Origin of the sequence: Pseudomonas shahriarae (genome assembly GCF_014268455.2) — a bacterium.
GTDB classification, from domain to species: Bacteria; Pseudomonadota; Gammaproteobacteria; order Pseudomonadales; family Pseudomonadaceae; genus Aquipseudomonas; species Aquipseudomonas shahriarae.
Genome location: NZ_CP077085.1, coordinates 4,685,105 through 4,704,479, shown reverse-complemented (window position 1 = coordinate 4,704,479; position 19,375 = coordinate 4,685,105). Strand labels below are relative to the sequence as shown.

General features: G+C 60.2%; 17 protein-coding genes. 14 read left to right on the top strand and 3 right to left on the bottom strand.

The window, feature by feature from the left end; genetic code table 11:
• Positions 1-215 precede the first annotated feature (215 nt).
• Positions 216-1,466: a ribonucleotide-diphosphate reductase subunit beta gene (locus tag HU773_RS20910; RefSeq protein ID WP_090291778.1), complete on the bottom strand. Its 1,251-nt coding sequence runs from the start codon at positions 1,464-1,466 to the stop codon at positions 216-218.
• Positions 1,467-1,962: 496 nt separating this feature from the next.
• Entirely contained in the window at positions 1,963-2,232 is a 270-nt protein-coding gene (locus HU773_RS20905) for a DUF2790 domain-containing protein (protein WP_057444078.1), read from the bottom strand.
• A gap of 393 nt (positions 2,233-2,625) precedes the next feature.
• Here HU773_RS20905 and acs point away from each other — a divergent pair, with 393 nt between their 5' ends.
• The 14 genes from acs to astE all read left to right on the top strand — a co-directional run bounded on the left by acs (position 2,626) and on the right by astE (position 18,626).
• Positions 2,626-4,581, top strand: a complete 1,956-nt coding sequence (acs, locus tag HU773_RS20900) for an acetate--CoA ligase (protein ID WP_029294430.1) — start codon at positions 2,626-2,628, stop codon at positions 4,579-4,581.
• A gap of 583 nt (positions 4,582-5,164) precedes the next feature.
• Entirely contained in the window at positions 5,165-5,950 is a 786-nt protein-coding gene (locus tag HU773_RS20895) for an ABC transporter substrate-binding protein (RefSeq protein WP_057439716.1), read from the top strand.
• A 91-nt stretch (positions 5,951-6,041) separates the two neighbouring features.
• Entirely contained in the window at positions 6,042-6,731 is a 690-nt protein-coding gene (locus HU773_RS20890) for an ABC transporter permease (RefSeq protein WP_029294434.1), read from the top strand.
• A complete protein-coding gene (locus HU773_RS20885; RefSeq protein WP_057960451.1) occupies positions 6,728-7,426 on the top strand; it encodes an ABC transporter permease in 699 nt (232 codons plus the stop codon). The genes HU773_RS20890 and HU773_RS20885 overlap by 4 nt, the downstream gene beginning before the upstream one ends.
• Position 7,427: 1 nt before the next feature.
• Positions 7,428-8,540, top strand: coding sequence for a succinylglutamate desuccinylase/aspartoacylase family protein (locus tag HU773_RS20880; protein WP_057960450.1), 1,113 nt, complete (start codon positions 7,428-7,430; stop codon positions 8,538-8,540).
• A gap of 27 nt (positions 8,541-8,567) precedes the next feature.
• A complete protein-coding gene (locus tag HU773_RS20875; protein WP_029294441.1) occupies positions 8,568-9,332 on the top strand; it encodes an ABC transporter ATP-binding protein in 765 nt (254 codons plus the stop codon).
• A gap of 228 nt (positions 9,333-9,560) precedes the next feature.
• Positions 9,561-10,541: a GlxA family transcriptional regulator gene (locus HU773_RS20870; protein ID WP_057439714.1), complete on the top strand. Its 981-nt coding sequence runs from the start codon at positions 9,561-9,563 to the stop codon at positions 10,539-10,541.
• Positions 10,542-10,782: 241 nt separating this feature from the next.
• The gene (locus tag HU773_RS20865; RefSeq protein ID WP_057439713.1) at positions 10,783-12,003 is read left to right on the top strand and encodes an aspartate aminotransferase family protein; all 1,221 of its coding nucleotides are present in this window, start codon (positions 10,783-10,785) and stop codon (positions 12,001-12,003) included.
• Between the two features lie 194 nt (positions 12,004-12,197).
• Complete coding sequence (gene aruF / locus HU773_RS20860; RefSeq protein ID WP_032861580.1) at positions 12,198-13,217, top strand: arginine/ornithine succinyltransferase subunit alpha; 1,020 nt, start codon at positions 12,198-12,200, stop codon at positions 13,215-13,217.
• A 51-nt stretch (positions 13,218-13,268) separates the two neighbouring features.
• On the top strand, positions 13,269-14,294 hold the full coding sequence (gene astA / locus HU773_RS20855) for an arginine N-succinyltransferase (protein WP_057960449.1): 1,026 nt from the start codon (positions 13,269-13,271) through the stop codon (positions 14,292-14,294).
• Entirely contained in the window at positions 14,291-15,760 is a 1,470-nt protein-coding gene (gene astD / locus HU773_RS20850; protein WP_164844863.1) for a succinylglutamate-semialdehyde dehydrogenase, read from the top strand. The genes astA and astD overlap by 4 nt, the downstream gene beginning before the upstream one ends.
• 188 nt (positions 15,761-15,948) lie before the next feature.
• Positions 15,949-17,295 carry an N-succinylarginine dihydrolase gene (gene astB, locus HU773_RS20845; RefSeq protein ID WP_057439710.1) on the top strand — a complete coding sequence of 449 codons (1,347 nt, stop codon included), beginning with the start codon at positions 15,949-15,951 and terminating at the stop codon, positions 17,293-17,295.
• 23 nt (positions 17,296-17,318) lie between these two features.
• A complete protein-coding gene (locus HU773_RS20840) occupies positions 17,319-17,609 on the top strand; it encodes a hypothetical protein (RefSeq protein WP_029294458.1) in 291 nt (96 codons plus the stop codon).
• A gap of 12 nt (positions 17,610-17,621) precedes the next feature.
• Complete coding sequence (gene astE, locus HU773_RS20835; protein ID WP_057960447.1) at positions 17,622-18,626, top strand: succinylglutamate desuccinylase; 1,005 nt, start codon at positions 17,622-17,624, stop codon at positions 18,624-18,626.
• A gap of 130 nt (positions 18,627-18,756) precedes the next feature.
• On the opposite strand, the gene HU773_RS20830 is transcribed toward astE, so the two are convergent.
• Positions 18,757-19,266 carry a 6,7-dimethyl-8-ribityllumazine synthase gene (locus HU773_RS20830; RefSeq protein WP_057960446.1) on the bottom strand — a complete coding sequence of 170 codons (510 nt, stop codon included), beginning with the start codon at positions 19,264-19,266 and terminating at the stop codon, positions 18,757-18,759.
• Between the last annotated feature and the right edge of the window lie 109 nt (positions 19,267-19,375).

The following is a 19,375-nucleotide window of genomic DNA, read 5'->3' as shown; positions in this document are numbered from 1 at the left end:
TTATATTATGATGGCTTTTTGAGTCTCGGCAAGCGTTCTATGATGAGATAACGAATTTTTAAGTTTTTTGTAAGGGGAATTCGTTTAGCTCCTTAGCGCTATTTTTCCACGGGGTAAGTTTTTAATGATCAGTGATCATTATGTAAGTATGAAGGGGGTGGTCAGCATAAAAAAGGCTGCCTGTGGGCAGCCTTTTTTATCAGACATTATCAATGTCAATCCCAGCTCAACGCCCCACCGGTCTGATACTCGATCACGCGGGTCTCAAAGAAGTTCTTCTCTTTCTTCAAGTCCATGATCTCGCTCATCCACGGGAACGGGTTAGTGGTCCCTGGGTATTCTTCCTTCAAGCCGATCTGCGACAGGCGACGGTTGGCGATGAACTTGAGGTAGTCCTCCATCATCGCCGCGTTCATGCCCAATACGCCGCGTGGCATGGTGTCGCGTGCGTATTCGATCTCCAGCTGGGTCCCTTGCAGGATCATCTGGGTCGCTTCTTCCTTCATGTCGGCATCCCACAGGTGTGGGTTTTCGATTTTGATCTGGTTGATCACGTCGATGCCGAAGTTCAGGTGCATCGACTCATCGCGCAGGATGTACTGGAACTGCTCGGCCACGCCGGTCATTTTGTTGCGGCGGCCCATGGACAGGATCTGGGTGAAACCGCAGTAGAAGAAGATGCCTTCCAGCACGCAGTAGTAGGCGACCAGGTTGCGCAGCAGTTCTTTGTCGGTGTCGACGGTGCCGGTTTCGAACTTCGGATCGGAGATCGAACGGGTGTATTTCAGGCCCCAGGCTGCCTTTTTGGCGACCGATGGAATCTCGTGGTACATGTTGAAGATCTCGCCTTCATCCATGGCCAGCGATTCGATGCAGTACTGGTAGGCGTGGGTGTGGATCGCCTCTTCGAAGGCCTGGCGCAGGATGTACTGGCGGCACTCCGGGTTGGTGATCAGGCGGTACACGGCCAGCACCAGGTTGTTCGCGACCAACGAGTCCGCAGTGGAGAAGAAACCCAGGTTGCGCATGACGATGCGACGTTCGTCGTCGGTCAGGCCTTCGGGGTTTTTCCACAGGGCGATGTCGGCGGTCATGTTGACCTCTTGCGGCATCCAGTGGTTGGCGCAGCCGTCGAGGTATTTTTGCCAGGCCCAGTCGTACTTGAAGGGTACGAGTTGGTTGAGGTCGGCGCGGCAGTTGATCATGCGCTTTTCGTCAACGGCGACACGGGCGGAAGCGCCTTCGAGTTCGGCGAGGCCTTCGGCGACGTCGAGTTTGTCCAGGGCAGCCTTGGCGCGCACGATGGCGGCGGAGTCGTTGGCGGTGACGGCGCGGGCTTCGATGGCGGCGGCAGCGCCGGCACCGTCGAGGCGGTCCATGTTGGCTTCGGTGGCGTGGCCGGCGTTGGCGCCTTTAGCGGCTACTTCGCCTTCTTCTTCTTTGTCGAATTCGTCCCAGCTCAGCATGACGTGTCGTCTCCTGCGTGTGGGCCAATGGTGCCCGTGTGAAACCGGATGGTTGGGTGTTCACACGGCCCAAGGGCCGCGGTGGATCTTTAAGGAATCGTTTGTTGCAACAGCTCGCGCAGGCACTAAACGGAATAGGGCTACGGGTGTTCTGCTTGAGGCCTGAGGGGCGGAGCGACAGTGTCGTACTCCTGCGGGGCCTCAGGTCTGGCTCGTTACCCCATGTAAAGGGATATTGCAGGCCCGATTTACCCGCGCATTATAGGGAAAAATTTGCCTTTGTGTTGCGGCGGATAGCCTCAGTCGAGGGGCAAAATGAGGGTATTTCCGGCCGGGGCACGGGTTTACAAGGGTTTGCCGGGGTAGGATTTTTTTGACGGGCGGTGAGGGATTTTTGAAGCAGGGGGCAAGGCGAGGATTTTGCGGGTGATTCTTTGCCGCAAGGACAATTCCTTGCGGCGAACATTGTCAGGTTAAGTTCTAACTAACTAAGTTATTAACCGTTAGAGCAACCATTGCCCATGACTTTGTAATTAAGAATATGACGCTGGCCCTGGTGGTCTTCATATTCCATGCGCGCTGGAACAACTTCGCAGACATTTGGGATGGCGCTCATGGACACCACTTTGGCGATATCCAGATCGGTGGAGTAGGTGTATTCCTCAACAATGGCGGTGTGCTGGCTGGCTACGTCAGTCGGGATCTCGTCGGCCAGGGCGGCGGTGGCGCACAAGCTGGCAAGGGCCATAACTAATAAAGCTTTCATTTCCAATTTACCTTTTTACAGTCGAAGGGGGTCACGGGGCCTTTGTGAGGCCACGTGTGTAACTTGAGTAGTGAGTTCGGATTAACGTGCCTTCGTGGGGGCTGCAACTTGGTTAATCACGGTGCCTTGTTGGCGAGGCTGATTTTAGGCGCCTGGGTTGCATTCATATACCCGTACTTTTGATAAACACTTTTGGCGGTTTTCGTAACAATCCACCACAGAGGTTTTTTTAGAGGCTGAGAAAAGCGCCACAAGCCCCGAACCAGAGCATTGCAAGGAGATATCAGGGTAATTTGTAGGGGCTTGTTACTACCATCGTCGAATGGTTCTATAGGCCTACCCCGGCTAAAACAGGGGCATACAACAACAACTATTGTCACCGAGGTAAGAAAGATGAGTGCGGCTTCCCTGTACCCCGTTCGCCCCGAAGTAGCAGCCAACACGCTGACCGACGAGGCGACCTACAAGGCCATGTACCAGCAGTCGGTGGTCAACCCCGACGGCTTCTGGCGCGAGCAAGCCAAGCGTCTTGACTGGATCAAGCCTTTCACCACGGTCAAGCAGACCTCGTTCGACGACCACCATGTCGATATCAAATGGTTCGCAGACGGCACCCTCAACGTTTCCTATAACTGCCTGGACCGTCACCTCGCCGAGCGTGGCGACCAGGCGGCAATCATCTGGGAGGGCGACGACCCTTCCGAGAGCCGTACCATCACCTATCGCGAATTGCATGAACAAGTCTGCAAGTTCGCCAACGCCCTGCGTGGCCAGGATGTGCACCGCGGCGACGTGGTGACCATCTATATGCCGATGATTCCCGAAGCCGTGGTCGCCATGCTGGCCTGTACCCGCATCGGTGCGATCCACTCGGTGGTGTTTGGCGGTTTCTCGCCTGAGGCCCTGGCCGGTCGCATCATCGACTGCAAATCCAAAGTGGTGATCACCGCTGACGAAGGCATCCGTGCCGGCAAGAAGGTGCCGCTCAAGGCCAACGTCGACGACGCGCTGACCAACCCGGAAACCAGCAGCATCCAGAAAGTCATCGTGTGCAAGCGCACCAATGGCCAGATCAAGTGGAACCAGCATCGCGACATCTGGTATGAAGACCTGATGAAAGTGGCGGGCACTGTCTGTGCGCCAAAAGAGATGGGTGCCGAAGAAGCGCTGTTCATCCTTTACACCTCCGGCTCCACTGGCAAGCCCAAGGGCGTGCAGCACACCACCGGCGGCTACCTGTTGTACGCGGCCCTGACCCACGAGCGTGTGTTCGACTACCGCCCGGGCGAAGTCTACTGGTGCACCGCCGACGTCGGTTGGGTCACTGGCCACACTTATATTGTCTACGGCCCGCTGGCCAATGGCGCGACCACGCTGCTGTTCGAAGGCGTGCCGAACTACCCGGATATCACCCGGGTCGGGAAAATCGTCGACAAGCACAAGGTCAATATCCTCTACACCGCGCCGACGGCGATCCGCGCAATGATGGCTTCCGGCACCGCCGCCTGCGAAGGCACTGACGGCAGCAGCCTGCGCCTGTTGGGTTCGGTGGGTGAGCCGATCAACCCGGAAGCGTGGGACTGGTACTACAAGAACGTCGGCCAATCCCGTTGCCCGATTGTCGATACCTGGTGGCAGACCGAAACCGGCGCGACCCTGATGAGCCCATTGCCGGGCGCTCACGCGCTCAAGCCGGGTTCGGCGGCACGCCCATTCTTTGGTGTGGTACCGGCGTTGGTGGACAACCTGGGTAACATCATCGAGGGCGCCGCCGAAGGCAACCTGGTGATCCTCGATTCGTGGCCAGGCCAGGCGCGTACCCTGTACGGCGACCATGACCGTTTCGTCGACACTTACTTCAAGACCTTCCGTGGCATGTACTTCACCGGCGACGGCGCGCGTCGCGATGAAGACGGCTACTGGTGGATCACCGGCCGTGTGGATGACGTGCTCAACGTTTCCGGGCACCGCATGGGTACCGCCGAGATCGAAAGCGCCATGGTTGCCCACCCGAAAGTCACGGAAGCAGCAGTGGTCGGTGTACCTCACGACATCAAGGGGCAGGGCATCTATGTGTATGTCACCCTGAAAAACGGCGAGGAGCCGACTGAAGCATTGCGCCTGGAGCTGAAGAACTGGGTACGCAAGGAAATTGGCCCGATTGCTTCGCCGGACGTGATCCAGTGGGCACCGGGTCTGCCGAAGACCCGTTCGGGGAAAATCATGCGTCGTATCCTGCGCAAGATTGCCACGGCCGAGTATGACGGGCTGGGCGATATCTCCACCCTGGCCGATCCAAGCGTGGTGCAGCATTTGATTGATACTCACAAGACCATGAACGTCGCGTAAGCGGGTTTATGGGACCAAGCCCCATTCGGTGTAGGCCGGGTGGGGCTTTTTTGTGGGAATTCACTTTGAAGCGCCATCAATGTGGGTGCTGGCGGCTGACAGACCGCTCTCAGTAGCAAGTCAATAAATATCGGTTTATCTCGTAGGGCGTTTCTGAATGTTACCCAGCGGTGCAAATGTGTAACCCTGCGCCCAAACATGAGGCAAAGTGCTACATCAGTGCCCCGAAAATGCCCGTTTTAGACACCCGGCAAAATAAGATCAAACGCTACACTTGCCGGGATAGAAGGGTTTGCGAATAATAGGCCCGCAATTTGCAGCGTTAATAGGTTTAATATCTTTTGCCTCTGCATAGATTTCAGGGGTTGTCAATGTATTGGAGTCGCTTTCTCGGTGCTTCTGTAAATTGTTGTCGCATTGAGGAAATATCGGCTTCCGGCCTGTCGTTAGAATGCCGATCACTCGCTCGTCGTCGCCGTGTTGAACTGGTGTAGGACGCAGCACCGCTATTCGGTTTCACTCAGTCGCATCGTGGGCCATGGCTCATACTGCTGTTTTTGTCCTATACCGATGGAGTCCCAAGATGAAGAAACTCGTGCTGTTGGGCGCCCTGGCGCTGTCCGTGCTGTCCATGCAAGCCTTCGCTGAAGAGAAGCCGCTGAAAATTGGTATCGAAGCAGCCTACCCTCCGTTTGCCTCGAAGGCGCCGGACGGCAACATCGTCGGTTTCGACTACGACATCGGCAACGCCCTGTGCGAAGAGATGAAGGTCAAGTGCACTTGGGTCGAGCAGGAATTCGACGGCCTGATTCCGGCGCTCAAAGTCCGCAAGATCGACGCGATTCTGTCGTCCATGTCCATCACTGACGACCGCAAGAAGTCCGTGGACTTCACCAACCGCTACTACCTGACCCCGGCGCGCCTGGTGATGAAGGACGGCGTTGCCGTCAGCGACAGCCTGGTTGAGCTCAAGGACAAGAAGATCGGCGTACAGCGCGGTTCGATCCACGACCGTTTCGCCAAGGAAGTCCTGGCGCCTAAAGGTGCGACCATCGTTCCTTACAGCACCCAGAACGAAATCTACCTGGACGTGGCTGCCGGTCGCCTTGATGGCACCGTGGCTGACGCGACCCTGCTCGAAGACGGTTTCCTGAAGACCGACGCGGGCAAAGGCTACGCGTTCGTAGGTCCTGCGTTCACCGACGCCAAGTACTTCGGCGACGGCATCGGTATCGCAGTGCGTAAAGGCGACAAGGCCAACCTGGAGCGCATCAATGCAGCCATCGCTGCGATCCGCGCCAATGGCAAGTACAAAGAAATCGAGAAAAAGTATTTCAACTTCGATATTTACGGCGCTGACGCCAAGTAAACCTTCGCAGTTGTCTGTCCAGAATGGCGCAAGCACCAGGGTCTCTGAAGTTTGCGCCATTTTTTCATCCGCCTTTTCGAGGACCTGAATCATGTTGAAAGGCTACGGGGCCGTTATCCTCGATGGCGCATGGTTGACGCTTCAGCTCGCCTTGTCGTCCATGGCCTTGGCCATTGTTCTGGGTCTGATCGGGGTTGCATTGCGCCTGTCGCCGGTCCGCTGGCTGGCGTGGCTGGGCGACCTGTATTCCACGGTGATCCGCGGGATCCCCGACCTGGTGCTGATCCTGCTGATTTTCTACGGTGGTCAGGACCTGCTCAACCGCGTCGCGCCGCTACTGGGCTACGACGACTATATTGACTTGAACCCCTTGGCCGCCGGTATCGGCACCCTGGGTTTCATCTTTGGCGCCTACCTCTCGGAAACCTTCCGTGGCGCCTTCATGGCTATCCCCAAGGGGCAGGCCGAGGCGGGCATGGCCTATGGCATGAGCCCGTTCCAGGTGTTTTTCCGGGTGATGGTGCCGCAGATGATCCGGCTGGCAATCCCTGGTTTTACCAACAACTGGCTGGTATTGACCAAGGCCACTGCGCTGATTTCGGTGGTGGGCCTGCAAGACATGATGTTCAAGGCCAAGCAGGCGGCGGATGCCACCCGCGAACCTTTTACCTTCTTCCTCGCGGTGGCGGCGATGTACCTGGTGATCACCAGCGTCTCGTTGCTGGCCCTGCGTTACCTTGAGAAGCGCTACTCGGTAGGCGTAAAGGCGGCTGATCTATGATCTTCGACTACAACGTCATCTGGGAGGCCATGCCGCTGTACCTTGGCGGCTTGCTGACCACCCTCAAACTGCTGCTGATCTCGCTGTTCTTCGGCCTGCTCGCCGCCGTGCCCCTGGGCCTGATGCGGGTGTCCAAGCAGCCGCTGGTCAATGGCGCGGCCTGGCTCTACACCTATGTGATCCGCGGCACGCCGATGCTGGTGCAGCTGTTCCTGATCTACTACGGCCTGGCCCAGTTCGAAGCGGTACGCGAGAGCTTCCTCTGGCCGTGGCTGTCCAGCGCAACCTTCTGCGCCTGCCTGGCCTTTGCCATCAATACCAGTGCCTACACCGCAGAAATCATCGCCGGCAGCCTCAAGGCCACGCCCCATGGCGAGATCGAAGCCGCCAAGGCCATGGGCATGTCGCGCTACAAGCTGTACCGCCGCATCCTGCTGCCCTCGGCCCTGCGCCGGGCACTGCCGCAGTACAGCAATGAAGTGATCATGATGTTGCAGACCACCAGCCTGGCCTCCATCGTTACCCTGATCGACATCACCGGTGCCGCGCGCACGGTGAACGCCCAGTACTACCTGCCGTTCGAAGCCTATATCACCGCGGGCCTGTTCTACCTGAGCCTGACGTTCATCCTGGTGCGCCTGTTCAAGCTGGCCGAGCGTCGCTGGTTGAGCTACCTGGCTCCGCGGAAGCACTGATATGGAACGCATCGACCACGTATTGCCCTGGGGGCACCTGGGCTGCGAGCGCCAACTGACGGTGTTCCGCTTCGGCCACGGCGAGCGCAAGGCGTACCTGCAGGCCAGCCTGCACGCCGATGAGTTGCCGGGGATGCGCGCGGCCTGGGAGCTGAAAAAGCGCCTGCTTGAGCTGGAGCAGCAGGGTGCGCTCAATGGGGTGATCGAACTGGTGCCGGTGGCCAACCCGATGGGCCTCGGGCAGTTGCTGCAAGGCAGCCACCAGGGGCGTTTCGAGATTGGCAGCGGCAAGAACTTCAACCGTGATTTCGTCGAGTTGAGCGCGCCGGTGGCGGCCCTGCTGGAAGGCCGGCTGGGCGACGATCCCCACGCCAACGTGCGCATGATCCGCCAGGCGATGAGCGATGCGCTCAATGCATTGCCCGAGCCGAGCAGCCAGTTGCAAGGCATGCAGCGGGTCTTGCTGAGCCATGCCTGCACCGCCGATGTGGTCCTCGACCTGCACTGCGACGCTGAAGCTGCGCTGCACATGTACGCGCTGCCCCAGCACTGGCCGCAGTGGCGTTCGTTGTCGGCGCATTTGAATGTGAAGGTCGGCCTGTTGGCGGAAGACTCCGGCGGCAGCTCGTTTGATGAAGCCTGCTCGTTGCCGTGGCTGCGTTTGTCGCGGATGTTTCCCGAGGCGCAGATCCCTCTGGCCTGCCTGGCAACCACCCTGGAGCTGGGCGGTCAGGCCGACACCGGTCGTGATGAGGCGATTTTTCACGCCGAAGGCATTCTCGCGTTCCTCGCCGAGCAGGGCCTGATCAAGGGTGAGTGGCCGGCGCCGCAACATGAGCCGTGTGAAGGGGTGCCCTTTGAAGGCACCGAATTGCTGTTCGCACCCCACGCCGGGGTGATCAGTTACCTGCGTAAAGCCGGTGACTGGGTGGAAACCGGCGAACCGATTTTTGAAGTGATTGATCCTTTGGCCGACCGCGTCAGCATTGTCTGTGCCGGTACGTCGGGGGTGTTGTTTGCCGTTGAACGGCTACGTTATGCCCAAGCGGGTTTCTGGCTGGCCAAGGTGGCGGGGCGCGAAGCGCTGCGTCACGGGCGCTTGCTCAACGACTGACCAACTGTTTTTGTGAGAACCGACCGCATGTACAAACTTGAAGTCCAAGACCTGCATAAACGCTATGGCAGTCATGAAGTGCTCAAAGGCGTGTCCCTGGCCGCCGCGGCCGGTGATGTGATCAGCATCATCGGGTCCAGTGGCTCGGGCAAAAGTACCTTTTTGCGCTGCATCAACCTGCTGGAGCAGCCTCACGCCGGCAAGATCCTGCTCAATAACGAAGAGCTGAAGCTGGTGGCCAACAAGGACGGCGCGATGAAGGCCGCCGACCCCAAGCAGTTGCAGCGCATGCGTTCGCGCCTGTCCATGGTGTTCCAGCATTTCAACCTGTGGTCGCACATGACCGCCCTGGAAAACGTCATGGAAGCCCCGGTACACGTGCTGGGCATGTCGAAAAAAGACGCCCGCGAAAAGGCCGAGCACTACCTGGCCAAAGTGGGTGTGGCCCACCGCAAGGACGCCTTCCCCGGCCATATGTCCGGTGGCGAGCAGCAGCGCGTGGCAATTGCCCGGGCGCTGGCGATGGAGCCTGAGGTGATGCTGTTTGACGAGCCGACGTCGGCCCTCGACCCGGAGCTGGTCGGCGAAGTCTTGAAAGTCATGCAGGACCTGGCCCTGGAAGGCCGGACCATGGTGGTGGTGACTCACGAAATGGGCTTTGCCCGTGAAGTGTCGAACCAGTTGGTGTTCCTGCACAAAGGCATTGTCGAAGAGCGCGGCAACCCGCGTGAAGTGCTGGTCAACCCGCAGTCCGAGCGGTTGCAGCAGTTCTTGTCCGGTAGCTTGAAGTAAACAGGGCTGCGTTTATGCACTGAAATAGTGCATGCTTCGCAGCCTTGAGGTTGGCCTCGATTCCCTGTGGGGGCGGGCTTGCCTGCGATGGCGAGGTGACTGGCCCGCCGCTGTCGCAGGCAAGCCAGCCCCTACATCAGATCTCTGTTTGTGTTGAGTTTTGTGTTTACTTACGGGCTAGCATTGGCCCATGCCTCTACTCCCGTTTTTCGTTTCGGATAGCATTCCATGACAGCCCATCGCATCGGTTTCCTGATTTGGCCCAGCACTAAAGCCCTGACGCTTGCGCTGGCTGAGGAGGCCTTGCGCGTTGCCCAGCGGGTGCATCCGGATGTGGTCTACGAGGTGTCATTCCTGCAGGCCGAGCCGCCGGTCGAGGGTGAGTGGAAATTGCCCGGCGAACCCTGGGCCGGCAAGCTGGAAGGTTTCCAGAAGCTGTTCCTGCTGGCCGATGAGCCGCCGACGGTGATCGCCTCGCAACTGGGCTCTGCGCTCAAGCAGCTGGTACGCGCCGGCTGCGTGATCGGTGGCTTGTCGGCAGGGGTGTATCCCCTGGCGCAACTGGGGTTGCTCGATGGCTATCGTGCTGCCGTGCACTGGCGCTGGCAGGACGACTTTGCCGAGCGTTTTCCCAAGGTCATTGCCACCAGCCATTTGTTCGATTGGGACCGCGATCGCCTGAGCGCTTGTGGCGGCATGTCGGTCCTCGACCTGATGCTGGCAGTGCTGGCCCGTGACCACGGCGCCGAACTGGCGGGCGCGGTCTCCGAAGAACTGGTGGTGGAGCGCATCCGTGAAGGTGGCGAGCGCCAGCGCATCCCTCTGCAAAACCGCCTGGGCTCCAGCCATCCGAAGCTGACCCAGGCGGTGTTGCTGATGGAGGCCAATATCGAAGAGCCGCTGACCACCGACGAAATCGCCCAGCATGTGTGCGTGTCGCGACGACAACTGGAACGGATCTTCAAGCAATACCTCAACCGCGTTCCCAGCCAGTACTACCTGGAACTGCGCCTGAACAAGGCGCGCCAGATGTTGATGCAAACCAGCAAGTCGATCATCCAGATCGGCCTGTCCTGCGGCTTCTCCTCGGGGCCGCACTTCTCCAGCGCCTACCGCAACTTCTTCGGCGCCACCCCGCGTGAAGACCGCAACCAGCGTCGCAGCAGCAGCCCGTTCGAGTTGTCGTCGGTGCCGTCCGAGCGCGGCTGAGCAGCGTCTTGTCCGGCGCATGCAACTGAGCAAAATTCCCACGGCACTGCCGCAACCGCCTGTCTTCTGTTTAAACTGCGCCATTGCGAAGCTATTTGTCGCATTGGCGTAAACCCGCGTAAAACGGGGGTTGGCGCTATAAGAAGTTGTCGCTTGGCGGCAAGGCCGCGCTGAAAACTGTCCTTACAATCCCTGCATCGCCCGCCAGTTTCAGGCAGGCGTTCCTCTTCAGGAGACTCCGATGTCCGTTGAGCAAGCCCCGGTGCAACGTGCCGATTTCGACCAGGTCATGGTGCCCAACTATGCCCCTGCCGCCTTTATCCCTGTGCGTGGCGAAGGTTCCCGTGTGTGGGACCAGTCGGGTCGCGAGCTGATCGACTTTGCCGGCGGCATCGCAGTGAACGTGCTGGGCCATGCCCACCCGGCGCTGGTCGGTGCACTGACTGAACAGGCCAACAAGCTGTGGCACGTCTCCAACGTGTTCACCAATGAGCCGGCCCTGCGCCTGGCCCATAAACTGATCGACGCCACCTTTGCCGAGCGCGTGTTCTTCTGCAACTCCGGCGCCGAAGCCAACGAGGCCGCCTTCAAGCTGGCCCGTCGCGTGGCGTTCGACCGTTTCGGCAGCGAGAAATACGAGATCATCGCCGCACTGAACAGCTTCCACGGCCGCACCCTGTTTACCGTCAACGTCGGTGGCCAGTCGAAGTACTCCGATGGTTTCGGTCCTAAAATCACCGGCATCACCCACGTTCCTTATAACGACCTGGACGCGCTGAAAGCTGCGGTGTCGGACAAGACCTGCGCCGTGGTGCTGGAGCCGATCCAGGGCGAAGGCGGCGTGCTGCCGGCCGAACTTGCGTACCTGCAAGGTGCCCGCGACCTGTGTGACGCCAACAATGCACTGCTGGTGTTCGACGAAGTGCAGACCGGTATGGGCCGCAGCGGCCATCTGTTTGCCTACCAGCACTACGGCGTGGTGCCTGACATCCTTACCAGCGCCAAGAGCCTGGGCGGTGGTTTCCCGATTGCCGCGATGCTGACCCGTGAAGACCTGGCCAAGCACCTGGTGGTCGGCACCCACGGCACCACCTACGGCGGCAACCCGCTGGCATGCGCGGTGGCGGAAGCGGTGATCGACGTGATCAACACCCCTGAGGTGCTGGCCGGCGTGAATGCCAAGCACGACCTGTTCAAGGCCCGCCTGGAGCAGATCGGCCAGAAATACGGGATCTTCACCCAGGTGCGTGGCATGGGCCTGCTGCTCGGTTGCGTATTGAGCGACGCCTTCAAAGGCAAGGCCAAGGACGTGTTCAACGCGGCCGAGAAAGAGAACCTGATGATCCTGCAAGCCGGCCCGGACGTGGTGCGCTTTGCGCCGAGCCTGGTGGTGGAAGATGCGGATATCACTGAAGGGCTGGATCGTTTTGAGCGTGCTGTAAAAACACTGACGCAAGCCTGATAGATACACATTTATCTAACGAACCGGATCAAATGTGGGAGCGGGCTTGCCCGCGATAGCGATCTGTCAGTCGACGTTGTTGTGACTGGCCCACCGCAATCGCGGGCAAGCCCGCTGCCACATTGGAACCTGGGTGATTCCAGGTTTGGTGTCCGGCATTTTTTTATGAAGTTTTCGAGTTAAGGAGTGACACCATGCTGGTGATGCGCCCCGCGCAAATGGCTGATCTGGGCGAGGTACAGCGTCTGGCTGCGGACAGCCCGATTGGTGTCACCTCCCTGCCGGATGACGTTGAACGCCTGAGCGACAAAATCGCCGCCAGCGAAGCGTCCTTCGCCGCCGAAGTGAGTTTCAACGGCGAAGAAAGCTATTTCTTTGTTCTCGAAGACACCGTTGCCGGCAAGCTGGTGGGCTGTTCGGCCATCGTCGCCTCGGCCGGTTATTCCGAGCCGTTCTACAGCTTTCGCAACGAGACCTTCGTCCACGCCTCCCGTGAACTGAAGATCCACAACAAGATTCACGTCCTGTCCCAGTGCCACGACCTGACCGGCAACAGCTTGCTGACCAGCTTCTATGTGGTGCCGGAGCTGGTGGGGTCGGCCTGGTCGGAACTCAACTCCCGTGGCCGCCTGTTGTTTGTCGCCAGCCACCCGGAGCGGTTTGCCGATTCGGTGGTGACCGAGATTGTCGGCTACAGCGATGAGAACGGTGACTCGCCGTTCTGGGACGCCATCGGCCGCAACTTCTTCGACCTCAACTATGCTGCCGCCGAGCGCCTGTGCGGGTTGAAGAGCCGCACCTTCCTTGCCGAACTGATGCCGCACTACCCAATCTACGTGCCGCTGTTGCCCGACGAAGCCCAGGAAGCCATGGGCCAGGTACACCCGCGTGCGCAGATCACCTTCGACATCCTGATGCGCGAAGGCTTTGAAACCGACCATTACATCGACATCTTCGACGGTGGCCCGACCCTGCATGCACGGGTCTCGGGCATTCGTTCGATCGCCCAGAGCCGCGTGGTGCCGGTGAAGATCGGCGAGATGGTCAAGGGCGTCGGCCGCCAGTACCTGGTGAGCAACGCGCAGTTGCAGGATTACCGCGCGGTCATGCTCGAACTGGACTACGCGCCGGGCAAGCCCGTGACCTTGGACTTGGAAGCGGCCGAAGCCCTGGGCGTCGGCGAAGGCGCCAGCGTGCGTCTGGTCGCGGTTTAAAAGCAGAGTTTCGCGGGTGGCTGCAGCCAGCGGCCCGTTTGAGGAGATAGCATGATCGTTCGTCCCGTACGCAGCAGCGATTTACCGGCCCTGATTGAATTGGCGCGCAGCACTGGCACCGGTCTCACCACCTTGCCGGCCAACGAAGAGCGCCTGACCCACCGGGTGGGCTGGGCTGAAAAAACCTTTCGCGGCGAAGCCGGGCGCGGGGATGCCGACTACCTGTTTGTGCTGGAGAACGACGAAGGCCGCGTGGTGGGGATTTCCGCGATTGCCGGCGCCGTCGGCCTGCGCGAGCCGTGGTACAACTTCCGGGTCGGCCTGACGGTCAGCGCCTCCCAGGAGCTGAACATCTACCGCGAGATTCCTACGCTGTTCCTGGCCAACGACCTGACGGGCAACTCCGAGCTGTGCTCGCTGTTCCTGCATGCCGATTACCGCAACGGCCTCAACGGTCGCATGCTGGCCAAGGCGCGGATGCTGTTTATCGCCGAGTTCCCGCAGCTGTTTGGCAACAAGATCATCGCCGAGATGCGCGGGGTGTCCAATGACGCCGGGCGTTCGCCGTTCTGGGAAAGCCTGGGCCGGCACTTCTTCAAGATGGAGTTCAGCCAGGCCGACTACCTCACCGGCGTGGGCAACAAGGCGTTTATCGCCGAACTGATGCCCAAGTTCCCGCTGTACACCTGCTTTTTGTCCGAGGACGCCCGCAACGTGATCGGCAAGGTTCATCCCGACACCGAGCCGGCCTTGAGCATGCTCAAGAGCGAAGGCTTCAGCTACCAGGGTTACGTCGATATCTTCGACGCAGGTCCGGCGGTGGAGTGTGAGACCAGCAAGATTCGAGCGGTGCGCGACAGCCAGGCGCTGGTACTGGCCATTGGCACGCCGGGGGACGACGCCACGCCGTTCCTGATGCATAACCGTAAACGTGAAGAGTGCCGCATCACCGCCGCACCGGCGCGCCTGGCTGCCGGCACGCTGGTGGTCGATCCGCTGACCGCCAAGCGCCTGCAACTGGTGGCTGGTGATCAAGTGCGTGCGGTACCGTTGTCTGCTGCCCGGGAGTCGAAATAATGAATGCGTTGTATATCGCAGGGAGCTGGCTGGCTGGCCAGGGTGAACGCTTTGAGTCGCTGAACCCGGTGACCCAGCAAGTGGTCTGGGCCGGCAATGGCGCCAGCGTCGAGCAGGTCGAATCCGCGGTGCAGGCCGCACGCCAAGCGTTCCCGGCCTGGGCCAAGCGCCCGCTGCAAGAGCGCATCAGTGTGCTGGAAACCTTTGCCGCCACCCTGAAAAGCCGCGCCGATGAAATCGCCCGCTGCATTGGTGAGGAAACCGGCAAGCCTCTGTGGGAATCGGCCACCGAAGTCACCAGCATGGCCAATAAAATCGCGATCTCGGTGCAAAGCTACCGCGAACGTACCGGCGAGAAGAGCGGCCCTCTGGGCGACGCCACCGCTGTATTGCGCCACAAGCCTCACGGTGTGGTCGCCGTGTTCGGCCCTTACAACTTCCCAGGCCACTTGCCCAATGGGCATATCGTCCCGGCCTTGCTCGCGGGTAATACCGTGTTGTTCAAACCGAGCGAGCTGACCCCTAAAGTGGCCGAGCTGACGGTACAGTGCTGGGTCGAAGCCGGCCTGCCAGCGGGCGTGTTGAACCTGCTGCAAGGCGCGCGCGAGACCGGGATTGCCCTGGCCTCAAATCCAGGTATCGACGGGCTGTTCTTCACTGGCTCCAGCCGCACCGGCAACCACCTGCACCAGCAATTCGCCGGGCGCCCGGACAAGATCCTCGCGCTGGAAATGGGCGGCAACAACCCGCTGGTGGTGGACCAGGTGGCCGATGTGGACGCTGCGGTCTATACCATCATCCAGTCGGCCTTTATTTCCGCCGGCCAGCGCTGCACCTGCGCCCGGCGCCTGCTGGTACCGGAAGGCGCCTGGGGTGATGCACTGCTGGCGCGCCTGGTGGCGGTCAGCGCGACCATTGCCGTCGGTGCCTACGACCAGCAACCGCCGCCGTTCATGGGCTCGGTGATCTCCCTGGCGGCGGCCAAGGCCTTGATGGAGGCCCAGGAGTTGATGCTGGCCAACGGCGCCGTGGCGCTGCTGGAAATGACTCAGCCCCAGGCGCAGGCAGCCTTGCTGACGCCAGGCATCATCGACGTCACGGCCGTGACCGAGCGCGAGGACGAAGAGCTGTTCGGCCCGTTGCTGCAAGTGATTCGTTACGCGGATTTCGAAGCGGCGATCAGTGAAGCCAACAACACCCAGTACGGCCTTGCCGCTGGTCTGTTGTCGGACTCCGAGGCGCGTTACCAGCAGTTCTGGCTGGAGAGCCGGGCCGGTATCGTCAACTGGAACAAGCAACTGACCGGCGCCGCCAGCACCGCGCCCTTTGGCGGGGTAGGGGCATCGGGCAATCATCGCGCCAGTGCGTATTACGCGGCGGATTATTGCGCGTACCCGGTGGCGTCCCTGGAAACCCCGAGCCTGGTCTTGCCGGCCGCGCTGACTCCGGGTGTGACGCTGATCTAAATGTGGCAGCTGGCTTGTGTGGGAGCTGGCTTGCCTGCGATGCGGGCACCTCGATCTTTCAGTCAGATTGAGGGGATGCCATCGCAGGCAAGCCAGCTCCTACAATTGATCGGGTTTGCAGAGACAGATTTGTGGTGTGTTGAAGACCTTTGATGCCTATAAAAACAGATGTTCGTGGAGCCTCGCCGATGAAATCCTGTGAAGTCAATTTTGACGGTCTCGTGGGGCCGACCCATAACTACGGCGGTTTGTCCTACGGCAACGTCGCGTCCCAGAGCAACAGCCAGCAATCTTCCAACCCCAAGGAAGCGGCGTTGCAGGGCCTGGCGAAAATGAAAGCCCTGATGGACATGGGCTTTGTGCAAGGCGTGCTCGCCCCCCAGGAACGCCCGGATGTGGGCGCATTGCGCCGCCTTGGCTTTGCCGGTAGCGACGCCCAGGTGATCCAGCAGGCGGCCAAGCAAGCCATGCCGTTACTGGTGGCCAGTTGTTCCGCATCGAGCATGTGGGTGGCCAACGCCGCCACGGTCAGCCCGAGTGCCGACACGGCCGACGGCCGCGTGCATTTCACCGCCGCCAACCTCAACTGCAAATACCACCGCAGCATCGAACACCCGACCACCAGCCGCGTGCTGGGGGCCATGTTTGCTGACCAGAAGCACTTCGCCCACCACGCCGCGTTGCCGGCCGTGGCGCAGTTCGGTGACGAAGGCGCGGCTAACCACACGCGTTTCTGCCGCGAATATGGCGAGGCGGGCGTGGAGTTTTTTGTGTTTGGGCGCAGTGCGTTCGACACCCGTTACCCGGCGCCGCAAAAGTACCCGGCGCGCCAGACCCTCGAAGCGTCCCAGGCGGTTGCGCGCTTGCATGGCCTGCAGGATGACGGTGTGGTCTACGGCCAGCAGAACCCGGCCGTGATTGATGCCGGTGTGTTCCACAATGATGTGATCGCGGTGGGCAACGGCGAAGTGTTGTTCTATCACGAGGATGCGTTCCTCAATACCGAGCAAATGCTGGCTGAGCTGCAGGCCAAGCTGGGCAAGGTTGGCGGCAACTTCCAGGCGATCTGCGTGCCCCGCGCCCTGGTCAGCGTCGAAGACGCCGTGCGCTCTTACCTGTTCAACAGCCAGTTGCTGAGCCGCGCCGACGGTTCGATGCTGTTGATCGTGCCCGAAGAGTGCCACAACAACGAGCGCGTCTGGCACTACCTGCAAAGCCTGACCCGTTCCGGTGGGCCGATCGGCGAAGTGAAAGTCTTCGACCTCAAGCAGAGCATGCAGAACGGCGGCGGCCCGGCCTGCCTGCGTTTGCGCGTGGCGCTGAAGGAGGCTGAACTGGCGGCGGTCAACCCAGGGGTTATCATGACGGCACCGCTGTATGAAACGTTGACCCAATGGGTCGGCAAGCACTACCGCGACAGCCTGCGCGAAACCGACCTGGCTGACCCGCAGTTGCTGCTCGAATGTCGCACGGCATTGGATGAACTGACGCAAATCCTTAAACTGGGCTCGGTTTATCCTTTCCAGATCAATTAAAGCCCCACGGCTGAGACTTATTTATGACCACCGATACCCTGAAGCTGATCCTTGAAGACACCGACGGCACCCAGCTGGAAACCTCCTGCACCCGCCTCGCCGTGGTGTGGCAGGGCAAGGAAATCTGGATCCAGCACGACGGCCGTGGCCAACTGCTGATCGGCGTGGACGTGGAAGAGGGTGATGCCGAATACGCCAACCTGCTGATGCGCCCCCTGGCGACCAACCTGATGAGCCTGCAACTGGAAATGGAACCGGCCGACGTTGAAGGTGATGACGACGATCACGTCCACGGCCCAGGCTGCAACCACTAAGGAAGCTGCTCTATGCTCGCCCTCGGCAAACTGCTTGAACTGACCCTCGCCGGTCGTGAACCGGCGCAAAAAATTCAACTGACTGTCGACGGCGTGCAGATGCGCTGGCTCAGTGAGGGCGCCCTTGAAGTGCGGCCTCCCGAAGCCCGGGACAACGGCGCCGATGTGCTGCTGTCGTCCGGTATCCATGGCAACGAAACCGCGCCGATCGAATTGGCCGACCGCTTGTTGCATGGCATTGCCCGTGGGGAGATCAAGCCTCGCACCCGTATTCTGTTCCTGTTCGGCAACCCCGAGGCCATACGCCGCGGCGAGCGTTATCTCGAGCAGGACGTCAACCGGCTGTTCAACGGCCGTCACGAACAAAGCATCGGCCCTGAAGCCATGCGTGCCGCCGAGCTTGAGCAGTTGGCCCGCACCTTCTTCAGCGTGCCCGGCCGTAGCCGCTTGCACTACGACCTGCACACGGCCATCCGTGGCTCGAAGATCGAACAGTTCGCCCTGTACCCCTTCAAAGAAGGCCGTCAGCACTCACGCGCCGAACTGGCCCGTTTACGTGCGGCTGGCATGGAGGCGGTGCTGTTGCAGAACAAGACCTCCATCACCTTCACCGCGTTTACCTACGAGCAACTGGGCGCCGAGTCGTTCACCCTGGAGCTGGGCAAGGCCCGGCCATTTGGGCAGAACCAGGGGGTGGATGTGTCGCGCCTGGAAACCCGTCTCAAGCAGATCATCGAAGGTAACGAGCCGGCCACCGAGGGCCTGGACGGCCTGAAGTTGTTCAGCGTGGCGCGGGAAGTTATCAAGCACAGCGACGCCTTCACCCTGCATTTGCCGGCGGACGTGGAGAACTTTTCAGAGCTGGAGAAGGGCTATCTGCTGGCCGAAGACATCGCCAAGACCCGCTGGGTGATCGAGGAGGAGGGTGCGCGCATCATCTTCCCCAATCCGAAGGTCAAGAATGGCTTGCGGGCGGGGATATTGATTGTGCCGACCACAGATGTTGGCCTGGCCTGAACCCCGAGACTGACTCGGTCGAATGTGGGAGCGGGCTTGCTCGCGAAAGCGGTGGATCAGTCATACAGGTATTGACTGACACTCCGCCTTCGCGAGCAAGCCCGCTCCCACATTTGCTTTGCAGTGTCGCTTAAACCGCTACAGCACGCGGCTCATTGCGACGGATCGCGCGGATCTTGTGCAGGGTGTCGGCGCAGGTCTGCGCGGCTTCCTTGCCCTTGTGCACAAAGTGCTCAAAGAAGAAGTTGTGGTGCTCGCTGCCCGCGTGGAAATGATGCGGCGTGAGGGACACCGAGAACACCGGCACTTCGGTTTCCAACTGCACCTGCATCAGGCCGCTGACCACCGATTGCGCGACGAACTCATGGCGATAGATCCCGCCGTCCACCACCAGGGCGGCAGCGACGATGCCGGCGTAACGGCCGGACTTGGCCAGCAGCTTGGCGTGCAGGGGCATTTCAAAGGCGCCGCCGACTTCAAAGAAGTCGATATCCGACTCCTGGTAGCCCTGGACGAGCATTTCGGCGAGGAAGCCTTTACGGCTTTGATCAACAATATCTTTGTGCCAGCAAGCCTGGATAAACGCGACGCGCTCACCGTGGTGGTTTTTGCTCTTGCTGTCGATTGCGGTGGGTTGCATGTTCTGACTCCTGTTTATGAAAAAAACAGGGCGTTATGAATCGAATGGGATTTAAGGGTGCGAGCGGCTGGAGCATGCAGGCATGCCATCAGCGTTCGGCCCTTAGGCG